At 53.5% G+C, this 23,752-nt stretch carries 20 protein-coding genes; 7 read left to right on the top strand and 13 right to left on the bottom strand.

Going from position 1 to position 23,752, the window contains the following annotated elements; translation table 11 throughout:
• Positions 1-15: 15 nt before the first annotated feature.
• The 3 genes from polA to HW115_RS14525 all read right to left on the bottom strand — a co-directional run bounded on the left by polA (position 16) and on the right by HW115_RS14525 (position 4,936).
• Positions 16-2,850 (bottom strand): DNA polymerase I, encoded by a 2,835-nt coding sequence (polA, locus tag HW115_RS14515; protein ID WP_178933661.1) that lies wholly within the window; start codon positions 2,848-2,850, stop codon positions 16-18.
• Positions 2,851-2,880: 30 nt separating this feature from the next.
• Positions 2,881-4,296 (bottom strand): hypothetical protein, encoded by a 1,416-nt coding sequence (locus HW115_RS14520; protein WP_178933663.1) that lies wholly within the window; start codon positions 4,294-4,296, stop codon positions 2,881-2,883.
• Between the two features lie 199 nt (positions 4,297-4,495).
• On the bottom strand, positions 4,496-4,936 hold the full coding sequence (locus HW115_RS14525) for a hypothetical protein (RefSeq protein ID WP_178933665.1): 441 nt from the start codon (positions 4,934-4,936) through the stop codon (positions 4,496-4,498).
• Positions 4,937-5,077: 141 nt separating this feature from the next.
• Between HW115_RS14525 and HW115_RS14530 the strand changes: the two genes are divergently transcribed.
• Positions 5,078-6,250 carry a class I SAM-dependent rRNA methyltransferase gene (locus HW115_RS14530; protein WP_178933667.1) on the top strand — a complete coding sequence of 391 codons (1,173 nt, stop codon included), beginning with the start codon at positions 5,078-5,080 and terminating at the stop codon, positions 6,248-6,250.
• A 13-nt stretch (positions 6,251-6,263) separates the two neighbouring features.
• On the opposite strand, the gene HW115_RS14535 is transcribed toward HW115_RS14530, so the two are convergent.
• The 4 genes from HW115_RS14535 to HW115_RS14550 all read right to left on the bottom strand — a co-directional run bounded on the left by HW115_RS14535 (position 6,264) and on the right by HW115_RS14550 (position 9,061).
• The gene (locus tag HW115_RS14535; protein ID WP_178933668.1) at positions 6,264-6,671 is read right to left on the bottom strand and encodes a DUF2752 domain-containing protein; all 408 of its coding nucleotides are present in this window, start codon (positions 6,669-6,671) and stop codon (positions 6,264-6,266) included.
• Positions 6,672-6,698: 27 nt separating this feature from the next.
• Positions 6,699-7,253, bottom strand: coding sequence for a GYF domain-containing protein (locus HW115_RS14540; protein ID WP_178933669.1), 555 nt, complete (start codon positions 7,251-7,253; stop codon positions 6,699-6,701).
• A 20-nt stretch (positions 7,254-7,273) separates the two neighbouring features.
• Positions 7,274-8,050: an enoyl-ACP reductase FabI gene (locus HW115_RS14545; protein ID WP_178933670.1), complete on the bottom strand. Its 777-nt coding sequence runs from the start codon at positions 8,048-8,050 to the stop codon at positions 7,274-7,276.
• Positions 8,051-8,197: 147 nt separating this feature from the next.
• On the bottom strand, positions 8,198-9,061 hold the full coding sequence (locus HW115_RS14550) for an alpha/beta hydrolase (protein ID WP_178933671.1): 864 nt from the start codon (positions 9,059-9,061) through the stop codon (positions 8,198-8,200).
• 87 nt (positions 9,062-9,148) lie between these two features.
• On the opposite strand from HW115_RS14550, the gene HW115_RS14555 reads away from it, so the two are divergent.
• Positions 9,149-10,045, top strand: a complete 897-nt coding sequence (locus HW115_RS14555) for a hypothetical protein (protein ID WP_178933672.1) — start codon at positions 9,149-9,151, stop codon at positions 10,043-10,045.
• A 661-nt stretch (positions 10,046-10,706) separates the two neighbouring features.
• On the opposite strand, the gene pntB is transcribed toward HW115_RS14555, so the two are convergent.
• Entirely contained in the window at positions 10,707-12,098 is a 1,392-nt protein-coding gene (gene pntB / locus HW115_RS14560) for a Re/Si-specific NAD(P)(+) transhydrogenase subunit beta (RefSeq protein WP_178933673.1), read from the bottom strand.
• 45 nt (positions 12,099-12,143) lie between these two features.
• Positions 12,144-13,685 (bottom strand): Re/Si-specific NAD(P)(+) transhydrogenase subunit alpha, encoded by a 1,542-nt coding sequence (locus HW115_RS14565; RefSeq protein WP_178933674.1) that lies wholly within the window; start codon positions 13,683-13,685, stop codon positions 12,144-12,146.
• Positions 13,686-13,915: 230 nt separating this feature from the next.
• Between HW115_RS14565 and HW115_RS14570 the strand changes: the two genes are divergently transcribed.
• From HW115_RS14570 to HW115_RS14580, 3 genes are all read left to right on the top strand, one after another.
• Positions 13,916-15,607, top strand: coding sequence for an alanine/glycine:cation symporter family protein (locus tag HW115_RS14570; protein WP_178933675.1), 1,692 nt, complete (start codon positions 13,916-13,918; stop codon positions 15,605-15,607).
• 337 nt (positions 15,608-15,944) lie between these two features.
• Positions 15,945-17,000, top strand: a complete 1,056-nt coding sequence (locus HW115_RS14575; protein ID WP_178933676.1) for a nucleoid-associated protein — start codon at positions 15,945-15,947, stop codon at positions 16,998-17,000.
• 413 nt (positions 17,001-17,413) lie between these two features.
• Positions 17,414-18,118, top strand: a complete 705-nt coding sequence (locus HW115_RS14580; protein WP_178933677.1) for a D-Ala-D-Ala carboxypeptidase family metallohydrolase — start codon at positions 17,414-17,416, stop codon at positions 18,116-18,118.
• On the opposite strand, the gene rsmI is transcribed toward HW115_RS14580, so the two are convergent.
• Genes rsmI through HW115_RS14595 form a run of 3 tightly spaced genes read right to left on the bottom strand, consistent with a single transcriptional unit; the run spans position 18,108 to position 20,301 of the window.
• A complete protein-coding gene (rsmI, locus tag HW115_RS14585; protein WP_178933678.1) occupies positions 18,108-18,782 on the bottom strand; it encodes a 16S rRNA (cytidine(1402)-2'-O)-methyltransferase in 675 nt (224 codons plus the stop codon). The genes HW115_RS14580 and rsmI overlap by 11 nt on opposite strands.
• A 49-nt stretch (positions 18,783-18,831) precedes the next feature.
• Positions 18,832-19,341 (bottom strand): LPS assembly lipoprotein LptE, encoded by a 510-nt coding sequence (gene lptE, locus HW115_RS14590; RefSeq protein ID WP_178933679.1) that lies wholly within the window; start codon positions 19,339-19,341, stop codon positions 18,832-18,834.
• Between the two features lie 15 nt (positions 19,342-19,356).
• On the bottom strand, positions 19,357-20,301 hold the full coding sequence (locus HW115_RS14595; RefSeq protein ID WP_178933680.1) for a tetratricopeptide repeat protein: 945 nt from the start codon (positions 20,299-20,301) through the stop codon (positions 19,357-19,359).
• A 224-nt stretch (positions 20,302-20,525) separates the two neighbouring features.
• On the opposite strand from HW115_RS14595, the gene HW115_RS14600 reads away from it, so the two are divergent.
• Entirely contained in the window at positions 20,526-21,086 is a 561-nt protein-coding gene (locus tag HW115_RS14600) for a CAP domain-containing protein (protein ID WP_178933681.1), read from the top strand.
• 74 nt (positions 21,087-21,160) lie between these two features.
• A complete protein-coding gene (gene rnhB, locus HW115_RS14605; RefSeq protein ID WP_178933682.1) occupies positions 21,161-21,787 on the top strand; it encodes a ribonuclease HII in 627 nt (208 codons plus the stop codon).
• Between the two features lie 22 nt (positions 21,788-21,809).
• Here the strand turns inward: rnhB and HW115_RS14610 are convergent, their stop codons facing one another.
• Entirely contained in the window at positions 21,810-23,750 is a 1,941-nt protein-coding gene (locus HW115_RS14610; RefSeq protein WP_178933683.1) for a matrixin family metalloprotease, read from the bottom strand.
• Between the last annotated feature and the right edge of the window lie 2 nt (positions 23,751-23,752).

Genomic DNA, 23,752 nt, shown 5'->3' on the forward strand with positions numbered 1-23,752 from the left:
GGCTGCAGTGTCGGATTAATGCGCCTGCAGCCAGTTGTTGCCGGTTCCGATGTCCACTTTGCATGGGATGTCGAATGGCAGTGGTAGCGCGTGTTCCATGGTGTGGATGATTTGGGGCACAAGACGATCCTTCTCACTGAGGTCGAGGTCGAAGAGTAATTCGTCATGCACCTGGAGCAGCATTTTCGATTTGGCCTGCTCTTTGTCCAGCAGTTCGCTGACCTGGATCATGGCCAGTTTGATCATATCGGCTGCCGACCCCTGGACCGGGGCGTTGATGGCGGCTCGTTCAGCCCCTTTGCGCAGCATGCCATTGCGGGAGTCGATGTTGCGGATGTAGCATTTTCTTCCTGTGATGGTTTCGATGTAGCCGTGATCTACTGCAAATTCGACGGTGCTCTCCATGTAGTCCTTGATCCCAGGGTATTGCTTAAAGTAGGTTTCGATGATTTCACTCGCTTCCGTTCTGGCGATACCCAGCCGCTGGGAGAGACCGAAGGCGGAAATGCCGTAGATGATGCCGAAGTTGACCATCTTGGCACTGCGGCGCTGCTCAGAGCTCACTTGGTCAATTTCGACATCAAACACCTTGGCTGCCGTGGCCGAGTGGATGTCGAGATCGTTTTTGATCGCTTGGATCATGGACTCATCACCAGACAGGGCGGCCATCACCCGGAGTTCCACCTGTGAGTAGTCGGCGGCCAGCAGGGTGTGCTTGGCGTCGCGAGGAACAAAGGCTTTGCGGATTTCTCGCCCGGCTTCACTGCGAACCGGGATGTTTTGCAGGTTCGGATCGCTGGAGGCGAGTCGGCCGGTGGAGGCTAACAGTTGGTGAAAGTGGGTGTGCACCCGGTTGGTGCGCTGGGAGACGTGGTTAGGTAGGGCGTCGACGTAAGTGGATTTGAGTTTGCTGGCTTCACGGTATTCCAGAATATCGGCAACAATCGGATGTTTGGGGGCGAGGGCGGCCAGCGTTTGCTCATCGGTTTTAAACTGCCCGGTTTTGGTTTTTTTGGGTTTTTCAACCAGCTGCATTTCACCGAAAAGGATTTCACCGAGTTGTTTCGGAGAGTTGAGGTTGAATGCTTTGCCTGCAGCTTCGGTGATGTCTTCGGTAAGGCCGGTGATGCGTTTTCCCAAGCTGTCGCCGATGGCTTTGAGTGCGACGATATCAAGAGCGATCCCCTCATTTTCCATCGCGGTGAGGACTGGGATCAGTGGGGCTTCGATGTTTTGATAGATGGCTTCCTGCTCGATTTTTTCAAGCCACGGGCGCAACTTTTCAGCAATTTGCAAGGTGACGTCGGCATCTTCGGCGGCATACTCGGCGAGCGCTTCTACCGGGATCAGGCTCATGTTGAGCTCTTTCTTTTTCCCCTTCTTTTTCTTTGGTTTTGGTTCCTCTTCGCTCGCAAAGAGGTCCTTTTCAGGCTCTTTGCATTGTTCGGCCAGTTGTTCAAGTTTGACCGGGGTGTAGCCTAACATGGCTTCGGAGACGAAGTCCATATTGTGACGTCGGTCGGGGTAAACCAGTGAGTGCACCAGCATGGTGTCGTAGAAGGGGCCGGAAACCTCGCATCCATGCATGGCGAGGACGGAGAGGTCGAATTTCAGATTGTGTCCGATTTTTTCGAGTTTTGTCTGGAAGACAAGTTTCAGTTTTTCGAGCACCATCACGAGTTTCAGTGGGCTGCCGGGACCGGTGTGCACGTAGTATCCTTCATGGGCTTTGACGGAAAAGGCGATGCCCAGGATATCACAGCTCCGAGGGTCGAGTGAGGTGGTTTCCAGGTCGAAACAATAGCGGTTCGCGATGGAAAGTTTTTTGGTCAGGGAGTCGAGCGCCTGGACGCTGTCGACCAGGTGATACTGGTGCGGTACGTCGTCGATGGTTTTTAGCTGGGGAGCTTCCGTCGGCTCGCTGTCGGTGTCATCTGTTGAGCTTTCGTTTGTTTGGTGTCCCCGGCCCGCGGTGAAGTCCGCCCCGTAGAGGCGCTTGCCAATGGCGTTGAATTCCAGTTCGGTGAGTAGGGACTTCACTTTGGCATCATCCCGGTTGCCGAGGGCAAGATCGTTCCAGTGCACGTCCACCGGGGCATCGAGCATGATGGTCACCAGCTTTTTGGAGAGCAGTGCCTGCTCGCGGAAGTTTTCCAGATTTTCTTTTTGTTTGCCTTTGAGCTGATCTGTCGAATCGAGGATGTTTTCCATCGAACCGAATTGTTTGATCAATTTTTTGGCTGTTTTTTCACCGATGCCAGGAACGCCGGGGATGTTGTCGGAGGCGTCCCCCCAGAGTCCGAGGATGTCGATGACTTGTTTCGGGCTTTCGATCTCCCATTGTTGGTTGATGGCGGCGACGTCGAGAAGTTCGTGGTTTCCTCCCTGCCTTCCCGGTTTCCACATCGTGGTGGTTTCGGTGACAAGCTGGGCAAAATCCTTGTCCGGGGTCACCATGTAGGTGTGGATGTTGCCAGCTTCATCGGCGCGGTGGGCGAGTGTGCCGATGATGTCGTCGGCTTCGTAGCCCGGGACTTCGAGCACGGGAATGCCGAGTGCCCGGCAGAGCTGTTTGACGTAGGGGATGGCTGCGGCGAGTTCTTCGGGCATGGCATCGCGCTGTGCCTTGTATTCAGGGAAAATTTCGTGCCGGGGAGTGGGCTCCTTGGTATCGAATGCGACGCCGATATGGCTGGCCCCCTGGTTGTCAATGAGGTCGAGCAGGGTGTTGGTAAATCCAAAGACCGCTGAGGTATTGATGCCCTTGCTGGTCAGGATCGGGTTACGGATCAGGGCGAAGTGCGCGCGATAGACCAGGGCCATCCCGTCGAGAAGAAAAAGTTTATGCATGAAAAGTGGATGAGTGTTGATGATGCGGAGCTAAGGCATAGGAGAATACGACCAGTGGATTTCAGCAACAGGATCGCTTTCTTGAAAAAGATCGAAAGCGGTTGAGCTGACAACTGGGCTATTATTGTTATCTATTCTGTAGCGTACAGGTTTCCCTGTGATGATATCAATTGGAATTTCCGGAAGATATGCCGGTGATAATTGGCGGAGATTGTCTGGGTAGCTTTGATTTTTGAGCCGAAAACGTTCAATGGCTATGGCCGTGCGCATATTATTTATATGAGCTTGACGGTTGATGGCGGCTTTGACGTAGGTCGTTAATGCAGCCGAATAATCGAGGAGGCGAGCCTTTTCTGGATTCCGAATTTGATCCACTTGAGGTTTGAGGATGGTGCGTGCTCGTTGACCATTTGGATACAACATAATACCAACCAAGGCTTTCATGTGTTTGAGGTTGTGCTCAATCCAAAACCCGCCTGGGTGTTCGGGTTTGTCGAAAAAGTCGTCCCAAGTGTTTGGTTCTTTGAGGTCAATGCTTTCTAAGCTCATGAAAGGCGGCTCCATATATTTAGGGGTGTTCTTTAGAAGCTCTGTATTCGCAAAGAAAACGGTGACCTCACAGCGTATGGCATCAAGTGCGAGTGCGTTCAGGTCGACAGTTGAGAGCTTTTCATCAATTTTGGAAAGCTCGTCATCTGAGAAGGCGTGTCTGGACAGACCCTCCCAAACGGTTTTTTCAATATCGAAATACGAAAATATAGTATGTGTTAGGCCTATGAAGGTGTGATATTTGCTGGTATGGGACGCTAGGCGAAGCATTGCTTGGACGTCCTCCTGTGCTTGTTTAGTATCGCCGATAGCCATACGGAGAATTGCACGTCTGGCCAGTAAACTTGAGCAGTGGATGTTTATGTTAGAGGAGCTTGCTCGGTTGTGCAACGAGTTGTTTGATTCGGGCATTTTGGATGCTTCCGAAATTGCATTGAGGCGTTGGTCGTAAATTGCAATATGCTTTAAGCACTGCTGGGCCGCTGACTTTTCAGGTAAGCCCGGTTGTGGTGGATCCAACCACTCTGAAATCCGCGATGGATATCCCTTTGTGTCGTTATGAGCATCTTGCGTAGCGAAAAAAACATCGTCGTTACAGTTCAGTCCTTGGATATCATCGCGATGGATTGCGCTGAGGGGGGGGCTATGAATTTTGTTGAGTTCGGCAACGTAGGCTGGATGTGCGTAGAAATTATCTTTCTCGGAAACTGGTGGTGAAAAAAAGGAGTCTAGATCTGAAATCTCGCTTTTTGCTTCCCAAGATTTACGAAATGAATGGTAATTTTCCAGAGCTTTTGCATTAACGCTTTCCCGCTCTTTTTTGACCTTGGCCTTTTCGATGCTGATATAGAGCGCAGGAAGGGAGCCCAGCAAAAACACTCCAAATGTGAGAAACATCCACTTGTGCCTCCACAAGGAGGTTTGGCGGAGTTTGACCAAAAATGTCGGGATGCGCATGTGTGAATGGTTAATTTGGTCGGTTGCGGTGTGTGCAACGGAGTTTATATCAAAGGACTGAAGTTAGCCGCAAAATGTATGTTTTTGTCTGAAGCCTGTGAGTTTCATAGGTCCTATTTACCCGATAAAGAATCTGTCATTAAGAACTGATCCCCTGGGTTCGAGCTTCTACGGCGAGTTGGAAGGCCTCGCGGTCGCCGTGGCGTTTGATGGAAAATTTGACGCAACGTCGTTGGCCGGGGGCGGGGGACCAGGTGGCTTGCCAGAACTGGTAGGTGGTGCCGTTATTACTGACGACGGTGATTTTCGAGACGCCGACCACTCCGGAGCTATTGCGCTGTGAGCGTTCACAGATGCGGGTGCTGGCACGGTTGGCGAGTTCGTCGATCAAGGCATCCCTCCACTGGCGGGCAGCCTGCAGTGCTTGTTGGGGTCCTCCGTGTGGTCGATCGGCAAAAAATTTCCCGTATTTGATCCCCCGGCGTTGCATGCGAACTTGCCAGCCGTGAGTGCCGGCACTCGGAAGGTCGATCCGGGCGATGGCGTAGTTGGGGGGCGTATGTTTACGCGGTGCGGGCATGGGAAAACTATGGAGGGGGGAGCTTGAAGTTTCAAGTTTTCAGTTTCATCAGGAGGTAATACCGTTCTCCCGACAGCCCACCACTCAAACGGTATAAGTCGATGCTTGCATCTTGATTGGGCGCGTGTCTAGGGTCTGCGCATGGCAGGAATCATCATCAAACCGCGCGCACGTGTATTTCACGGACACGACTGGGTGTATGGATCGGAAATCAAGAAGACGTTCGGAGATCCTCAACCCGGTGATGTGATTTCGCTCAAGGATTTTCGGGATCGTCCGCTTGGGACGGCTATCTACAACCCGGAGTCCCAGATTGTCGCCCGGAGAATCTCTCGCAGAAAACAGAAACTCGATCGCGAGTTTTTACTACGTCGGATCGGGCAGGCGATTGAGTTACGCGAGCGTTCCGGGTTGGACCCACGTCTGGCACGTATTGTTTGGAGTGAGTCGGACGGTTTGCCAGGAGTGATTGTCGACCGCTATGGAGACCACCTTGTGCTGCAAACGCTGACCTTGGCCATGTCGTTACATCGCCAGGAAATTGTCGATGTGTTGGTAGAGCTCCTTTCCCCGGCGTCGGTGATCCTGAGAAATGATTCTCCGATGCTGGTAGCCGAGGGGATTGAGCAGGAAACGTTGATGATGTATGGCGAACGGCCGGATACCTTTGTGGTGGAAGCCCCCAGCGTCGAAGGGGGGGTGAAATTTGAAATTGACCTGATGGATGGCCAGAAAACCGGGCTTTACCTGGATCAGCTCGATGCTCACCGTGAGATTGCCAAGTTGGCCAAAGGGAAACGGGTCCTCGATTGTTTTTGTAACCAGGGTGGATTTGCCCTGGCCTGCGCTAAAGCCGGGGCCGCGAGTGTTACGGCCGTGGATTCTTCCGAGTCTGCCATTGAGGCGACCCGGCGGAATGCTGAGCTCAATGGGGTGGAGGTAAATGCGGTTCAGCACAACGCCTTTGATTTTCTGAAGCATTGCGAAGACCAGTATGATTTGGTCATTCTGGACCCACCTTCTTTTACCAAAAATAAAAAGAGCCTGAATAATGCGATGCGCGGATATAAGGAGATCCACTTGCGCGGGATCAAGCTGCTTGATCGCGATGGTATTCTTGCAAGCTACTGTTGTTCTCATCACGCGAGCCGGGAGCTCTTTTTACAGAATATCGTATCGGCATCGGTCGATGCCAAACGGAGCTTGCGGCTGATCGCGAGCCATGGACAGCGGCTGGACCACCCGGTTCTGCCTGCGATTCCAGAGACCGAGTATCTCAAGGGTTTTGTGCTTCAGCTTGTGCCATCAAGATAAAGGAGGGGAGGATTTAGGGTGCCAGCCAAGCGAAGGTGCTGGTATTGCGGAGCACCGTGAACAGGGCGATGATTGCGATTCCTGCCCAAAACCAGCGGGGGGAAACCCCGGACAGATTCGGAGCGGGACGACCCAGCACGGTGAGGCTGATGATCAGATAGAGTGATCCGACTCCGAAAAGTATCACCCCAATCGCCAGCATGGGGTTCCATTGCATGGCTTCGGTGAGTTCTCCTCGCGCGAGGGCTCCCGCACAGCGGGTTCCTCCACACCCCGGGCAGAACCAGCCGGTCCAACGGCGGATGGCACATTCTATCCCGTGGCCGCCGAGCCAGCTCGAGAGGGTGTAGAAAAAAGAGGTGAAGCCGCAGGCTGCCAATGGCAGCAGGAGTGGCCAGAGCTGTCGCGCGCGGGTGGCCATGACGGTCAAATGACTTCGGGGGGGGATTTAATACGAGTGGCGGCTCATGTCTGCAAATGCCAGCGCGATGGCTATGATCATGAACAGTTGAAATGCGATGCCGAGATAGCCACAGACGAGGCCGGCGATGGCCATGCCTTTTCCTTGGATCGGAACCACGCTGTGTTTGATTTTTTTCAGGGACATGTGGCCGCAAATGACGGCGGGGATGCCAAATAATGCCCACACGTAGCAGGCGACAATGGCCAGAATTCCGCAGACCAAGGCTGCGATTGAGAGTCCGTCTGTCGGGATCGGTGATCCAGCGTATGGAGCCTGACCGGCGTAGCTTTGCGGACTCCCGTATGGGTTGGTTGAGGGACGGCTTGATGGAGCGGGCTGGGCAGGGATGCCAGCGCTTCCACTACTTGCAAATGCGTGTTGGAATTCGGGCACTGCGTTGACTGGTGCCCAGTCAGGCATGCCTTCGCACCAGACGATGGTTTTGGCATCGATTTGGCCCGAGTTGATGAGCGTGTGGATTTCCGGATCGGAAACCGGGCCGTGCTGGGTACCGTCTTTGCCGTAAAACCAGTCCGCCATGATACTTTGGGGGAGGGGTTTTACATGGCGACGATTTCGTAGCCGCCGTCCACGTAGAGCACCTGTCCGGTGATGGATGCGGATCCGTCACTTGCGAGGAAGACGCCGGTGCAACCGAGTTCTTCGGGCGTGCAGGTGCGGCCCATGGGTGCGTGATCTTCGTAATACTTGAAGAGTTTGCCAAAGTCTGAAACGCCACGTCCGGCGAGGGTTTGCACTGGGCCTGCGGAGATGCAGTTGACCCGGATGTTCTTGCGGCCAAGGTCGGCAGCAAGGTAGCGGGTGCTGGCCTCAAGGCTGGCTTTGGCCACACCCATGACGTTGTAGTTAGGCACCACCTTGACGGCACCGTAGAAGCTCATGGCAATGATGCTGCCGCCGTCGGGCATCATTTTTTCAGCGCGCTGGGAGATGGCGACCAGAGAGTAGGCAGACACATCGTGGGCGATGGCGTAGGCCTCACGCGAGGTCTTGACAAAACTTTCCTGGAGAGCCTCTTTTGGAGCAAAGGCAACCGAGTGAAGGACCAGATCGATTTTGTCGGTGTGTTTTTTGACATTTTCGAAAAAGCTGTCGATTTCCTCGTCGCTGGTGACGTCGCATGGGTAGACTGGAGTGTCTTCACCGAAGGTCGTGGCGAGTTGTTCTACATTTTTTTGCAATCGGTCCCCTGCATAGTTGAAAATCAGCTTGGCTCCTGCATCTGCCCAGGCCTTGGCAATCGCCCATGCGATACTGCGTTTGTTTGCTACGCCGAAAACAACGGCCGTTTTGCCTGCTAATGGTTGGTCGCTCATACGCGCGCGATCATTGATGAAAGGTCGCCCGGATGCAACCATGAATTTATCCCACAGGGGGCAAAATAGGTAATTTTTTTTCGAGCTTCGCTTGTCCCGGGCCGAAATGAGGATTCCTCACGCTTGTAGCGGCTTTGTCTTCAGCCATTATTGTCCGTATTCGGTTGGCGGAATGTAGCCCAGTTCAGCGATAAAGGCATCCATCGAATTCAGGGTGATTTCGAAGTGCTCCGGGCTGACATTGAAGTTGAAAAAGCTGTGGTTGCAGGCGTCGAAATCGATCAGGTCGCAGCGGTTGCGTTTGCGTTTCATCATTCGGACAAACTCCACAATCATATAGTGGGGCGCGACGGTGTCGACTTTGCCGTGAATCATCAGGGTGGGGGGAAGCTTGCGGCGAACGTTGTGGTAGGGGTTGAGTTTCGAACTGACCTTGGCGTTGGGGAACCGTTGGTGGTCGACATTTCGCCGGTTGGTATGGACAAAGGAACTGACTCCGATCACCGCTTGCGGCCTCGGGTCGTAGCCATCGACGACCTCCAGTTTTTTTCGCATGGCGAGTGAAAGGGCCATATGGGCTCCTCCTGCGGACCCGGCCGCAACGATGCGCTTGGGGTCAATTCCAAGTTCCTGATGGTTGTGGCGGAGCCAGAGCATCGCCATCTGGGCATCATCAAAGGCGTCGTCCGGGGTGGATTGGTGTACTGCGCTGACCCGGTATTCCACCACAATGGCGACCATGCCGCGGCTGGCGAAGTGCATGGCATGGGGGGAGAACTGGGTGACCATACTGACATCCCAGAGGCCTCCGTGAAAAAACAAGATGGCAGGTTTCAGTTCTCCGGATTGGTCATCCTGTTGACTGTTGGGTTTACTGTCCTCCGGGTAAAAGCAGTAGGCGTGAAGATCAATACCGTCTTCGGACTGATAGATGTGGGGGTAGGCTCCGTTGAGCAACTCGAGTTTGCGTTCGGCGCTCAGCGGGGTGGTAGGTTGGGGAAGGACGTTCATGCACAGATTGCCGGGTGGAGGACAAGCTTGTCTGAAAAAGTGTTTGCCCTCTGCTGGATTTATTGTCCAATGGAAATCATGAAAAGCATGCAATTATTTCTTTTGCTGTCGATGGTGCTGGTCTCATTTTCCGCCACACCGAGTGCTCGCGCCCAATCACCGACGGATCCCAAACTGACCAAAGCGCTTCAGGATGTCTATGCCTACTGGCGTGATGCGATGAAAAAAAAGAATCATGCAGCCTGGAAGCAGATCACCGCCAGTCATCGCCAGATGGCGATCAAAAACCGGATTATGTCGGAGCGGGGTCGCTTTCCCCAGGATGTGTTTCGGGTGCCGGGGACGCCTCCTGCCGCCGCCAGTTTAAAGTTATTGAGGTCCCGTTATAAGGGGATGACGGCGAAACAGGTGTATTTTGGTAAGGTAGATTTTGGGGTGGGTGGAGCTCCTTCTGACAATTTGTTAGTGCTTAGTTTTGTTTATGAATCCGGCGGATGGAAATACGACAGTGCGGAGTTTGTCAATTTAGGTGGACTCAAGGATGTGAGAACCCAGTTGATGTCTGGCAATTTGAAGTATGTCGACGGAGAAGCTTTTTTACCTGACGGTAAGGTGCCAGTGAAGCCGATGGAAGTGGGGATGGCGAAGTACATTGCAAAAGTGTACACCTACTGCCCCGGCAGGGAAGTCAGGGCGAGCGTGAATAAGATCAGCAAGCACCGATTTCAGAATGACACGCGCTCCGAGGTGGTGATTGGAGGGGTGCGTGATGGGATGAATGAGATCCAGTTCTGGATCAAGGATCTGCCGGGATACAAAGGGGACGACCCTTTGACGGTGCGGGTGTATATTTTTCCCCAAGTAGAAGGACACAAGCCGGTCAAGGTGTTCCAGTATCAGACGATCAAGGGGGAGAAGCCCAAGCTGACGGCCAAAGAGATGTTTAATATCGGCCCGGATGATGTGAAGCGGATCGGGCGTTAGGAGAAGGAGGTTCTTTGTCTAAAAGGAGAGGATCCCAACGTGTGGGCACTGCGTTCCCAAGCTTGCCGACAGATTGAAAATCTGTCCTACTTTGGGTGCGTGAAGGTAGGACAGGATTGCATCCTGTCGGCCTCCCAAGGAATGATCAGGCTGTGGGCACTGCGTTCCCAAGTTTGCCGACAGATTGAAAATCCGTCCTACTTTGGGTGTGTGAAGGTAGGACAGGATTGCATCCTGTCGGCCTCCCAAGGAATGATCAGGCTGTGGGCACTGCGTTCCCAAGTTTGCCGACAGATTGAAAAATCCGTCCTACTTTGGGTGTGTGAAGGTAGGACAGGATTGGATCCTGTCGGCCTCCCAAGGAATGATCAGGCTGTGGGCACTGCGTTCCCAAGTTTGCCGACAGATTGAAAAATCCGTCCTACTTTGGGTGTGTGAAGGTAGGACAGGATTGTATCCTGTCGGCCTCCCAAGGAATGATCAGGCTGTGGGCACTGCGTTCCCAAGTTTGCCGACAGATTGAAAAATCTGTCCTACTCTGGGTGTGTGAAGGTAGGACAGGATTGGATCCTGTCGGCCTCCGAAGGAATGATCAGGCTGTGAGCACTGTGTTCCCAAGTTTGCCGACAGATTGAAAATCTGTCCTACCTTGCGTGACGGGTTAAAGCCCGCTGACGACTTCGTCGATGCTGGCTTTGGCGTCGCCAAAGAGCATGCGGGTGTTTTCTTTGAAGAATAGTGGGTTTTCAACTCCGGCGTAACCGGTGGCCATGCTGCGCTTAAGCACAATCACTTCTTTGGCATTCCAGACCTGAAGCACCGGCATGCCTGCGATCGGGCTGTCGGGCTCGTCTTCGGCTGATGGGTTGACGATATCGTTGGCCCCAATAACCATAACCACGTCGGTTTCGGGGAAGTCATCATTGATTTCTTCCATCTCAAGCACGATGTCGTAGGGAAGTTTGGCTTCTGCCAACAACACGTTCATGTGGCCGGGCATCCGTCCGGCAACCGGGTGGATGGCGAAGCGGACGTTGACACCTTGGTCGCGAAGCTTCTGGGTCATTGAAGCAACGGCTTGCTGGGCCTGGGCGACGGCCATGCCATAGCCGGGAACGATCACCAGCGATTTTGAGTTGTTGAGCAACTCGGAGGTGTCGGCCGCGGTGATGGCAACGGCTTCACCCTGTTCTTCGCCATCGGCGGATTTGGTGGCTTTTTTCGTGCCAAAGCCGCCGAGGATCACGCTGAGGAACTTGCGGTTCATGGCTCGGCACATGATGATCGAGAGGATGGCACCGCTGGACCCGACCAGGGCTCCGGTCACAATCAGGAGGTCGTTGGAGAGCATGAAGCCGGTGGCGGCTGCAGCCCAGCCCGAGTAGCTGTTAAGCATGGAGATCACCACGGGCATGTCGGCTCCGCCGATGGCGGCCACCATGTGAATGCCAAAGAGCAGCGCGAGCACCGTCATGATTGCCAGTGGCATCATGCCAGCATCAATGCTGCCGGCTTGGACAAACATCACTCCGAGTAAGATACAGGCGATCAGGATCAGGATGTTGAGCAGATGCCGGGCGGGGAGCAGGAGTGGTCGGCCACCGATCTTGCCGCTGAGCTTGCCAAAGGCAACGACCGATCCGGTAAACGTGACCGCGCCGATCAGGATGCCGAGGTAGATTTCGACGTCGTGGATGGCTTTTTCCGCACCACTTAACGGATGGGAGGTATCCAGGAAGGTTCCGAATCCGACGAGCACGGCGGCCAGTCCGACAAAGCTGTGCAGCATGGCAACGAGTTCGGGCATGGCGGTCATTTTGACCCGGGCCGCGAGCAGGGCTCCGATCACCGCACCGATGACAATGACGATGGCGATAATGTGGAAGTTGCCGACCGAGGCGTTGAACAGGGTGGCTCCAACGGCGAGGATCATGCCGATGATGCCGTAGAAGTTTCCTCGCCGGGCTTTTTCCTGATCACTCAAGCCACCAAGGCTGAGGATGAACAGGATGCTGGCAACGATGTAACATGAGGTAGTGATTCCTTCAGACATAGTAGTATAGAGTAAAAAGTAGAGAGTGGGAAGGTTGAGGGGGGCTTAGTCTTTGCGGAACATGTCGAGCATCCGGTGGGTGACCAGGAATCCTCCGAAGATGTTGATGGAGGTGATGAGAATGGCGATGGAGGCGAGCACCACGATGATGCCATTGCTGTTTCCGACCTGAAGCAGGGCCCCCAGCACAATGATGCTACTGATGGCGTTGGTAACACTCATCAGCGGGGTGTGCAGGGCGGCTGTCACATTCCAGATCACTTGCCAACCAACAAAGCAGGCGAGCACAAAGACGGTGAAGTGACCCATGAAGTCGGATGGAGCGACGCTGCCGACTCCGAGGATCAGGGCCGCGACGATACCGAGTCCGAGCAGGGTTCCGAGGCCCTTTTTCGGCTCGGGTTCAGGTGTGGGCACTGGAGCTGGTTCTTCTTTTTTCGCTGCCGGTGGAGCGGCACTGATTTTTGGGGCTGGCGGTGGCCAGGTGATTTGTCCTTCTTTGATGACGGTGGTGCCGCGGATGACCTCGTCTTCGAAGTTCAGGTCGATGTTGCCATCTTTCTCCGGGGTCAGTTCATCAAAGAGGTGGCCGATGTTGTTGGCGTAGAGTTGGCTCGACTGGCCGGACATGCGGCTGGGTAAGTCGGTGTAGCCGATCAGGCTGATGCCGTGTTTGACTGCGATTTCACCCGGCTCGGTGAGTTCGCAGTTTCCTCCTTGCTCGGCGGCAAGGTCGACAATGACGCTGCCGGACTTCATGGATTTCACCATTTCGGCGGTGATCAGCTTGGGGGCTGGCTTGCCGGGGATCAGAGCGGTGGTGATGATGATGTCCACTTCTTTGGCTTGCTCGGCAAAGAGCGCCATTTCGGCTTCGATGAACTCCTTGCTCATCACCTTGGCGTAGCCGCCTTCTCCGCTGCCGTCCTCTTCAAAGTCAAGGTAGAGGAATTCCCCGCCCATGCTGACCACTTGGTCGGCAACTTCCGGGCGGGTATCAAAGGCACGAACGATGGCTCCCAGGCTGGAAGCCGCTCCGATGGCGGACAGTCCTGCCACACCGGCCCCGATGACCATGACTTTGGCGGGTGGCACTTTACCTGCGGCTGTGATTTGGCCGGTAAAGAAGTGACCGAAGTTGTTACCCGCCTCGATCACTGCACGGTAACCGGCGATGTTAGCCATGGATGAGAGAGCGTCGAGCTTTTGTGCCCGGGAGATGCGGGGGACACAATCCATGGAGAGCACATTGGCGCCTTGTTCGGCGAGTTGTTTGAGTTGTTCCTGGTTTTGGGCGGGCCAAAAGAAGCTGATCAGGGTTTTCCCCTTGGTGAGCAAGGCAGCCTCCATGGATTCGGGTGGGCGAACCTTGATGATAATGTCAGATTGTTGCCAGACTTGGGCGGTGTCGGCCAGGGTTTCAGCTCCGGCGGCTTTCCAGTCGGCGTCGCTGATATGGGCGGACTCGCCGGCTCCAGACTCGACCACGACCTCGTATCCGAGTTTGATGAGCTTTTCGACCAGCACGGGGGATCCGGCGACTCGCTTTTCACCGGGGAAGATTTCCTTTGGGATGCCAATTTTCATAATTTGTTCCAGATCACTAGCCAAAAGCGTAATTGCGGGCAAGACCAAACAGAATATGTGTTTAGATAAGCAAGACACGGGCATTCGGGGCGAGGAATACCGAGGGGGAGCTGTTGGATCGGCAGGATCTGTGTCAGTAGTCGATCGAGCTGAGCAATTTTGCTTGTGCCCGTGGGTGTGGCTGTCAGTCTTGGGAAAGCTTTAGTCAGCACTTTTTCATAGGTTTTATTATGCTCTATCAACGATTTTTTGCGTTCCTTGGTCTCCTCGTTTCTCTTCCCATGATGGTTGGTTCGGCTTCCGCCGGGCAGGAAGATGCGATTTCATCTCAGCTGAATGGTGCCATGAGGCCGGTGGCTGATTTTCTGGAGACGATTATTTTCTTTTCCGTTAAGGTGTTAGGTCAATCGTTGCCGATTGTACTCGTGGTCTTGGGCGGCACGGCTATTTTTCTGACGCTGCGATTCAAGTTTCTCAACATTCGTGCGATTGGTCTGGCTTATCGGACGGTGAAGGGGAAGTACACGGACGAGGATGCACCGGGGCAAATCACTCATTTTCAGGCGCTGACTGCGGCTTTGTCGGCGACGGTGGGCTTGGGAAATATTGCGGGAGTGGCGATGGCGGTGAGCGTCGGAGGTCCCGGAGCGACATTCTGGATGATTTTGATGGGGCTGTGCGGCATGACGACCAAGTTCTGTGAGTGTACACTCGGGGTTAAATATCGGAAAATTGATGACCATGGTCGGGTTCACGGTGGTGGGATGTATTACCTGAGCCAGGGCTTGAAGGAAAAAGGCTTGGGCGGATTGGGTAAGGTCTTGGCAGTGTTTTTTGCGGTGATGTGTATCGGCAGTGCGATTGGCGCAGGGAACATGTTTCAGGTGAATCAGGCAGCCTCTCAGATGAGCGATGCTTTTGGTATTTTTCAGGGGAGCAAGTTGGGATTCGGCTTGATTGTTGCGGTGATTGTGGGGCTTGTGATCATCGGTGGGATTGTGGTGATCGCCCGGGTGACCTCCTTTTTGATTCCTCTGATGTGTGGCATGTATGTGTTGGTGGCTTTTGCGATTATTGCGACGCACCTTGACGATGTTGGCGATGCTTTTTCCCAGATCATTACCGGGGCCTTTAGTCCGATGGCTGTTGGCGGAGGCTTTATCGGTGTGCTCATTCAAGGAATTCAGCGTGCGGCTTTTTCGAATGAGGCGGGGATTGGATCGTCTCCGATTGCCCACTCGGCGGTGAAAACGAGGAAGCCAGCCAGTGAAGGATTGGTGGCCTTGCTCGAGCCATTCACCGACACGGTGGTGGTTTGCACGATGACAGCCTTGGTGATTATTATGACCGGGATGTGGAAGGTGGATGCGATTGTCAAAAAAGACGCCACGCCCTTGTTTGTCGAGCCCGGGGTTGAGCAAGTAGTGAAACAAGTATCCGAGGGCGATGAGTTACGACTGCTTGGCTTGTCAGAGGATGAAAAATTTGGAGAAGTCTGGGAAGAGGGGCGTGAAAAGTCGATGTGGGTGACCATGACGGATGTGGATAAGGTCGAGGGGATTGGAAAAACGTCGCGCGCATTTGGAGAGAAGTATGCCTGGTTCCCGAAGCTTCTGGCGGTTGCCGTTTTATTGTTTGCCTTTTCGACGATGATTTCCTGGTCTTATTATGGAGAGCAGGCGGTGATTTACCTCTGTGGGGGACCTCATGAGATGGCGATTCTTATCTATAAGCTGCTTTTTTGTGGATTTGTGGTGGTGGGGGCGGTCACCTCGCTGTCGAACGTCATCCGGGTATCGGATGCGATGCTTTTTGCGATGGTGATTCCGAACATGATTGGCCTTTATGTGCTTTTACCGGTGGTCAGGAATGAGTTGGCGGACTTCCGCAAACATGTGGCGGAGATCGAAGGCAAAGAATAGGAGGCCGGCGAGGGGGCTGTCAGGGCTCCTGCATTAGGTAGATTATCTGGGTGATGCCTGCGGCGCTGACAGGATTGTCAGGATTTTTTTTAATCTTTTACAGGATTTTTAATTTTCAAAGATCAAGGTTTGCCCAAAACCTATAGCTCACTTCTAAAAAAAACCTGTAGACCCTCTACAATCATGTGAGTCCTGTCAGCGCCGCAGGCTGTTAGCTCCTAGTGTATTCGCCCTGAGGGGGCGGTCTTTCTTTTTTCCACTCAATCGACTGAAAAACGCTGGACAATGGTGACCGGTTTTGGCGATCTTCTGCGCTCGCTGAGAGCGACTGCACACCATGACCCATACGTTGAATTTTAAACGCGCGAAGTTGACCACCCTGACCTTGGCTCAGGTGGGGAACTCCCTCCGATCCGAACCCTTACGCACCTCCAATGAACTGTGCCGTTTCTCAAATGACGATACCGGGGTGCTGACCTTGTCTTTTTTGAAACCCTTCCGGAATTTGGAGCGTCGGGCCTTAAGTCATGATTCCTCCTTGGACTTGAACGAGGTGTATCGCTACGCAACAGAGATTTTCAAAGATCCGGAGGAGTTGTTGAACCACGGGCGGAAGATTGCGAGGCACTTATATAAAACCTCGAAACACCCGAACATCAAGGCTGGAGACCTGTGTATTGCATTGATCGATGATGTATTGGTCAATGGTGAGCCATTACGGGCACTGAGTATTATCAAGTCGGAAAGCCGGGTTCCTTTTCTCGAGGTGTCCGACAGTGAAGGGAATCTGCAGCTCATCACCCATCGGGGGATTTCTCCTGAAAAAATTGACAAAGGTTGCCTGATCGTTAACTGCGATGCCGAAGGGGGGTTTTTAGTCTATACCTTCGACAAGGCGAGTTCGGATGCTCATTTTTGGATGCGGGACTTTCTTGGTGTAAAGTATCGTAAGGACAACGATTATGTGACGAAGCGATATGCGGATATGGCGGTGGATTTCGCCAAGGAAGGTTTACCTGAGGATATGGAGGCCGAAAAAAAGTGCCGGGTAGCCAACCGCGCAATGAATTATTTTGAGGAACGCGATGAATTTGACCTCAAGGGATTCCGTGAAGAGGCTTTGCAGGAGCCGGAGATCATTGAGCAGTTTGATGAGTTTCGCGGCAAGCAGGATGAGGATGATGGTGAGCCATTGCCCGAATCCTTTGAAATCGATAAAAAAATTGCGAAGAAATCGAGTAACCGCTACCGCAGCACGATCAAATTGGATTCCGGAGTGAATATTAGCTTTGCCCCTGCCTTCAAGGAAGCCGACGAGGATGTGATCGAGCGTGGAGAGGACAGCCAAAGGCAGAAAAAGTGGATTAAAATCTACTACGAAGAGGAGATTTGAGGATCTTTTCACTCAAGGTGCCTGGTCGGCCAGGCAGATTTTCTACAAAAAGGGAGGGCTCTGAACGGTAGCCGTTGCTCGGACTTCGGATCCGGGTGTGGGCGCATGGGCCGATCCCATTCTGAACACTTGAAACTCCAAAATTCAGCGAGGGCGGGTTCTGCTCTCATACAATCGTTTGTAGTAGAAAGTTAATAAATATGGGCGATTGGGGAGATCTGAGGCTCTTGTGGAGAGGCATTTCACATCCACGAAGCATCGCCAGAGGAAAAAAGGTAATTTTTTTTCTGTTCATTAATGCCTCGGATTCCATTGAAGTCATTTATTTTGAGCGGATTAGGTCTTGGATAGATTGAGGGGGGATGAAAAAAATCTCTGGAAAATCTCGGAAAAGGTCCCAAACTGTCGGCGCGATGCCTCAACCTGCAAGCAAACACCCTACCGATCATCCTACCGATCACACTCAAACACCGATTATCCCGTCCAAGGATACCTTTTTCGTTAATGGAGGAATTCCGCTGTGCCTCAGGGCCTCAGCCAGCACTTCACGAAGAAAGTTTTTGGCGATGGCGGGGCTGACGGCTGTAGGGGCGATGGCAGGTTCGACGGGTGTTCGAGCGGCCTTGTTCAGCACGATGAGTGACAAACCGGTTCCAGGCATTCCTCATGCCTGGGTGCAGGCAAAAGGAACGGACGTGCTGAGATATGCCAATTACATTCAGAGTTTGAATTTGAGGAATGTGACTCCGCGGATGGTGCTCGCTCCCCATTTTAAAACCAGGGGGAGGACCAGCAATACTCTTCCTCCGAAGAGCCAATGGAAAAGCATCGCGAACACCCTGAAAGTGGTGGATAAGATGGTGGTAAAAATGGGATCGCCATTGCGTGAAATTACTTCGGCATACCGCAGCCCACGCTACAACCGCGCGGTGGGAGGTAAGAGCCGTTCGTATCACATGCAGAATCTGGCGTTGGATCTGAAATTCAAGGGCGTTTCTGCGTATCATGCCCAGTATGTTGCGAAGCAACTGCGAAAGCAGGGCGTGTTCAAAGGGGGAGTCGGGCGTTACCCGAGCTTTACCCACATCGATACCCGTGGGACCAACGTTAGCTGGTAATTGACGCGGGATTGATCAGGAGCACGATTTCTCCTTTTGGTGCACGTTGTTTAAACTGTGCCCAAAGATCGTTGGCCGAGCCGCGGTGGTAGGTTTCGAATTTTTTGCTGAGCTCACGAGCTACACAGACTTCCAGCTGTGGGTGGATGTCGCTGAGGATTTCCAAGGTGGAGATCAGTCGGTGGGGGGATTCGAAGAAGAGGGCGGTCTTGCCTGATTCGATAGCTGCTTCCAGTGCCTTTCGACGTTTTCCCTTTTTGACAGGAAGAAATCCATCGAAGCTGAAGGCGTGGCAGGGAAAGCCGGAACCCGCGAGGGCGGTAATAACGGCGGATGGCCCTGGCAGCACGGTGTATTCGAGCTGATGTTCTATGCAGGCCTGAACCAGTCGGTATCCGGGGTCGGAGATGAGAGGGGTTCCCGCGTCCGAGATGACGGCGATATTCAGCCCTTGTTGGGCTTTTTCAACGATCTCGGGGATGCGCTGCTGTTCGTTGTGGTCGTGCAGGGAAATCAGAGGGACGTCGATTTCGTAGTGCTTGAGCAGTGGGCGTGAGTGTCGAGTGTCCTCGCAGGCGATGAGGTCGGCATCTTGCAGCGTGCTCAGGGCCCGCTGGGTGATGTCGGCCCGGTTGCCAATCGGAGTGGGGACAAAGGTGATCATTTTCGTGAAATACGTTCCCATTGCCCGAGTGCCAGGGCGTGGGAGGTGGCTAAAACCCGTTGGCGATGCGCGAGGTCATGGATTCGCAAGCTCTGCGCAAGGCGTCGGGCAGGGCGTTGACCTTGGCAATTTCCAGGTTGTCTCCGGCGAAGAAGCGGGTTTTGCCCCGGGAGCTTCCTTTTTCCAGGATGCGGGCCGGGTTGCTGGCATCGCGCAGGATCCAGTTGATGGTGACCTCCATGCTGAGCTCTTCGGATTTCAAGGTATCGGTCCGTGAGGAACTGACCTGGCCGTAATCGATGGAGACCACGGAGCCTTCGAGCACTGCTTGGGCATCGTTGATATTGGTGATTCGGTATGATCCGTCACGGGTCAGGGCATCGACCGCGCTATTGGTCGCGTAGGCATCAGCTCGGGTCAGTTGGGTTTCATTGACAAACAGAGGAACCTGGATGTTTTCGACGTGAGCCAGATGGCTGGGTTTGCTGCCACCCAAATGATAGCCGGTGCAGGATGCCAGAGCCAATGGCAGGAGAAGGAGGAGCAAGCGATGGAGCATATTGAATACGAGCGGTTATGGTTGGGCTTCGAGTTCGGCAATACGCTGGCTCGCCTGGTCACGCAAGGGGCCGCTCTTGGACTTACGCAGGACTTCCTTGTAGTAGAAGATGGCGGATGTTTTTTCTCCCTTTTTGCGGTAGAATTCGGCAATGTTATAGCTGCGCTGAATTTCTTGTCCTCCGAGGCCCTTGATGCGCTTGCGGGCATCGGCGGCACGTTTGTGATTCGGGTAGCGTTGGATTAGCTCGTTGTAGATGCTGGTGGCATTGTCGAAGTTGGCCTTGTTTTTGTTTCCTTTTTTGGTTTTGAGAATCAGGGTTTCACCGATTTGGTAGAGCGCTTCGGGTGCTTGGGAGCTTTCCGGGTAGTCGGCGCTGATTCGGCGGAAGGCCGCAATCGCTTTTTCAGCATTGCCGGATTGTTGCCAGACCTGGCCAATCGCAAACTGGGCTTTTGGGGCACTGGATGCTTGAGGGGCGTTGTCCCGGACTTGTCCGAGCATGGTCTCTACCCGGCTGGGGGCAATCTTGGTTTTCATGCCTAGAAAACTATTTTTGATCACTCCGTTGGCTGCGGCATGGGCCACGTGTTCCTGTCTGCGCAGTGCGGAGGCGTAGCGGCTGCTTGCCTGATAGTTGACGATCAGCTCTTGGTAGGCATCGAACGCTTTGATGAGCTCCCCCTGTTGGTCGAGCATGTTGGCTCGCGCATAGAGGGCTTCCGGCGCGGCTGTCGAGTTCGGGTAGCTTTTGGAAACCTCCTTGTAGGTGGATAGTGCTTTGCTATTTTTTCCGCTGCTCTGGTAGGCTCTGCCTTCATTCAGCAGGGCTGTGGCATTGGCTACTTCGCCTGTGGCGGTCTGACCGCGAAGTGGTATTTTGTCGGAGTTTCCGCAAGACACCAGTAGGGGCATGGCGAGGCTGAGAGAGGCCAAGGGAAGAAGGACTTTTTTGCGCATGGAGTGACGCTAGGGAATCTCCAGACACTTGCCAAGAAGAAGTGACCGGAAAATCGATTTTAGCAAACGGTCGTTTAACGGCTTTCATTTTTTTTAAATTGTTGGTCGGCTAACGGGTTCAGATTCTGTGGAAAAAGTCATTTATTAGAGAATTTATTCATTATTAATTGGAATAAGTGAAATAATCTGGCTCCAAACCCCATGCTGGGGTAAAAGTGGACGTTATGAACATCATTAAACCCATCCTTACTTGGGCAGGGGCGGCCATCGTTATTACATCGTTGTCATCCTGCTCTTCCTCATCAAATTTAACGCAGCAGACAGCGGCGCCTCCCAATGCGCAAGAGCGCAAAATAGCGGAGCGGGTGTTCTCACTGGTGAATGCGGAACGGGCCAAGGCGGGTAAAAAAGCATTTCGTGGAAATAGAAACCTGAACAAGATGGCGCAGCAGCACAGTTCGTTTCAGGCATCGAGTCATTTGACCAAAGGAAAACCGAGTAACTTTGGATCCCATAACCGGGCCCAGTATGCCTACTTGAAGTATGGTATTGAGAATCTGGGAGAGATCGAATCTGCAGTCCCAGCCTCAAACTCCGATCCTGCACGGACGGCCGTGAATGCCTGGATGAAAAGCGCCGAACACAACCGCCACCTCAAGCAGAGCTGGGATCTGACAGGTGTTGGTGTGCATAAGGCGAACAATAAGTATTACATCACCATGATGGTTGGTGTCCGTCCATCCGGCGTGCCCCGTTCGGTTCGCCCCGGGTCGATTTACCATTAAAGGCTGAGCACTTTTTCAGCTGATGATTTGAATCAGGCTGGCCATGAGCGGCGCGACGAGGCAGCTTGTGAGTCATGCCTGATTTTTCTTTTGAATTGGCCCGGATGGCGGATGGCTATCGTAGGATTGCCGGGATTGACGAAGCTGGCCGGGGGCCATTGGCCGGGCCGGTTTCAGCGGCGGCCGTGGTGCTGCCGGATGGTTTTTCCCATGACTTGCTGGATGACTCGAAAAAGCTGACGGAAAAGCGCAGGGAGCTTCTCTATGAGGAGCTGTTACAAAACGATGAGGTTCTCTGGTCGCATTCTTTTGCTGAGGTTGGAGAGATCGAGGAAAAGAACATTCTGAGGGCAACTCATGCGGCGATGGCGCGGGCCGCCGAGGGGCTGTCCGCCATCCCGGACTATTGTTTGATTGATGGATTGGCTGTCCCGGGGTTTCCCATTCCATCAGAAGGTATCGTGAAAGGGGACGGAAAGAGTATGTCGATTGCTGCGGCCAGTATTATTGCCAAAGTTGCCCGGGATCGCCAAATGAGAGACTATGCCAAGCAGTATCCTGGTTATGGTTTCGAAAAACACAAAGGCTACGGAACCAAGCAGCATATGCAGGCGTTAAAAGAGCTTGGCCCGTGTCCGATTCATCGTAGGACTTTTGCTCCCATTGCCCAATTACTGGCACAAATGGATTTGCCGATGTGACAGGGGGGGGCGGTTGTTTGTTTTATGGTCGGAGTTTGATCCGGTAAAAGCGTTGGCCATTGTCTGGGTTGGAGATCTCTTTGATGAGTCTCTCTCCTGTGCCGAGACAGCTGTGGATGGTGGTCCAGGTGTGCATGTCTTCCGAGCACTCAAGGTAGTAGGGCATCCGGTTGATGGAGTTCCAGCTGACGGTCTCGTTGATGTGGTCGTAGCTCATTTTCGGCGGGTAGGAATCCGGATCATTTGGGTCGCTGCCGTAGATATATTCGATTCGATTGCTCATGCCGTCACCGTCCGGATCGGAGTCCGGGTGGTTAGGATCTCCCACGCTACCGACGCCGGTGCCGGGGAAGTGGGTGTTCATCCAGTTGTCAGGGAGTCCGTCTGATGGCGTGCTGTCAAAGTTGAATCCGACGATACGCAGTGAGTGATAGGCAGAGAGGTTGGTGCCGTCGCTGATACGGTATTGGATTCGGTCATTGTAGACTCCCGCTTCGATTTGTTCTTCGGTCAGGCTTCCGGAGTATGCCGCATTGGGGGTGTAGACAATCGTTGAACTCCCACTGGTGGAGAAAGAACCATTGATGTTGCTGGCTGTGGAGGTCAGGATATGAACGCTGAGGTTGTCTGGTGTTTCCCGGTCGTTGCCGCTGACCGTGACGCGGTCTACCCCGATACCGGTTGGCTGGGGGGAACCTGTAACGGCATATAAGATACGATCCATTCCAGATGGGGGCATATTGTCTGCCGGGTAACCTGCATTGATTTTTTCCACATCGTATGTGCCGAGGCTAGCCCCTCGCTCATCTGCATGCACACGGTAATACATCATGGCCTCGTTTAATGTGCTGTTTGCTTCTGATGGGTCTTCACTGGAGTGAGATAGTCCTAAAACGTGGCCTAGCTCGTGGGTCAGTACTTCGACAAAGGTCTTGTAGTTCTCCATGGAGGAGGAGCGGTGGTTGAGCATGAGGTAGCCCCGCGTGCGTTTGTGAAATTCCTGGTCGATGACTTTACCTCCGGTTCCACCACCGGGATAGGAGGTTGACCCCGTGTAGGCTCCTCCTCCCTTGCCCAGAGTGCTGGTACTGCTGATGGTGTTGTATTTGTCGTGCAGTTGGATGCGGATTTTGTAATCGCTTGAGCTGACGCCTGATGCCGCTTGGCCGAAGCTGGATAAACCTTCGAATTTGAAGGTCAGCCCCGAGGCGTCACTCCATGCGGTGAGGGCATCTTCAACGGCTTGAATGGCCTGGCTTTCAGTGATGTCGCCTGGGAGTAACTCGGTATCGATATCGACAAGGTAGGGGATGGGAGTATTGCTATCACATACGGCGAAGCGGGAGGGGATGCCATTGGCATCTTCCATATATCCAAATGTTGGGACACTCGGAACTGGTTCAGGTTCAGGGTCAGGGTCTGGTTTCGGTGGTTTGGCGTCAGCTCCGTCTTCACCGGTGATGAGGGTGTCGACATCATTCCCCAGATCGTAACGTTTGGTTTCTTTTCCGGCTTTGCGGCGTTTTTCGCGGTAGGCGTTGCGGCGTTTTTCCGAGGCTTTCCCTGCGCGTTCGACTCGTGCGTTCAGGCATTTCCAGTGGGATTCATGAGCCACAAGGCGGAAGATGTAATCGCTACCGGATGTGAGCCGGATATGGCCGGAGTCAAATTGGCCTTCGTTGCCAATACGGCCGCCGGGCATACGGATCGTCAAGGGTTCGTTTTGTTGTTCCCCTTTGAATGTTTCAATCGGCTGAAGCGTGACATCGGTGACGATGATCCCGTTGTCCAGTTTCAGGCATTGGCGTCCGGTGACGCGGGCTTCGAGTATTAAGACCGACTGGTTATCCTCAGTTTGCTCGGTTACATGATCACAACATCCAGCATGGACATTCCGGGGGGAAAGGCATGTAAGGGTTGTAAGGGCCAGAACGGCTGTCCAGTGAAGGTGCAGTCGTTTCATTA

Source organism: Oceaniferula marina (assembly GCF_013391475.1).
GTDB lineage: Bacteria > Verrucomicrobiota > Verrucomicrobiia > Verrucomicrobiales > Akkermansiaceae > Oceaniferula > Oceaniferula marina.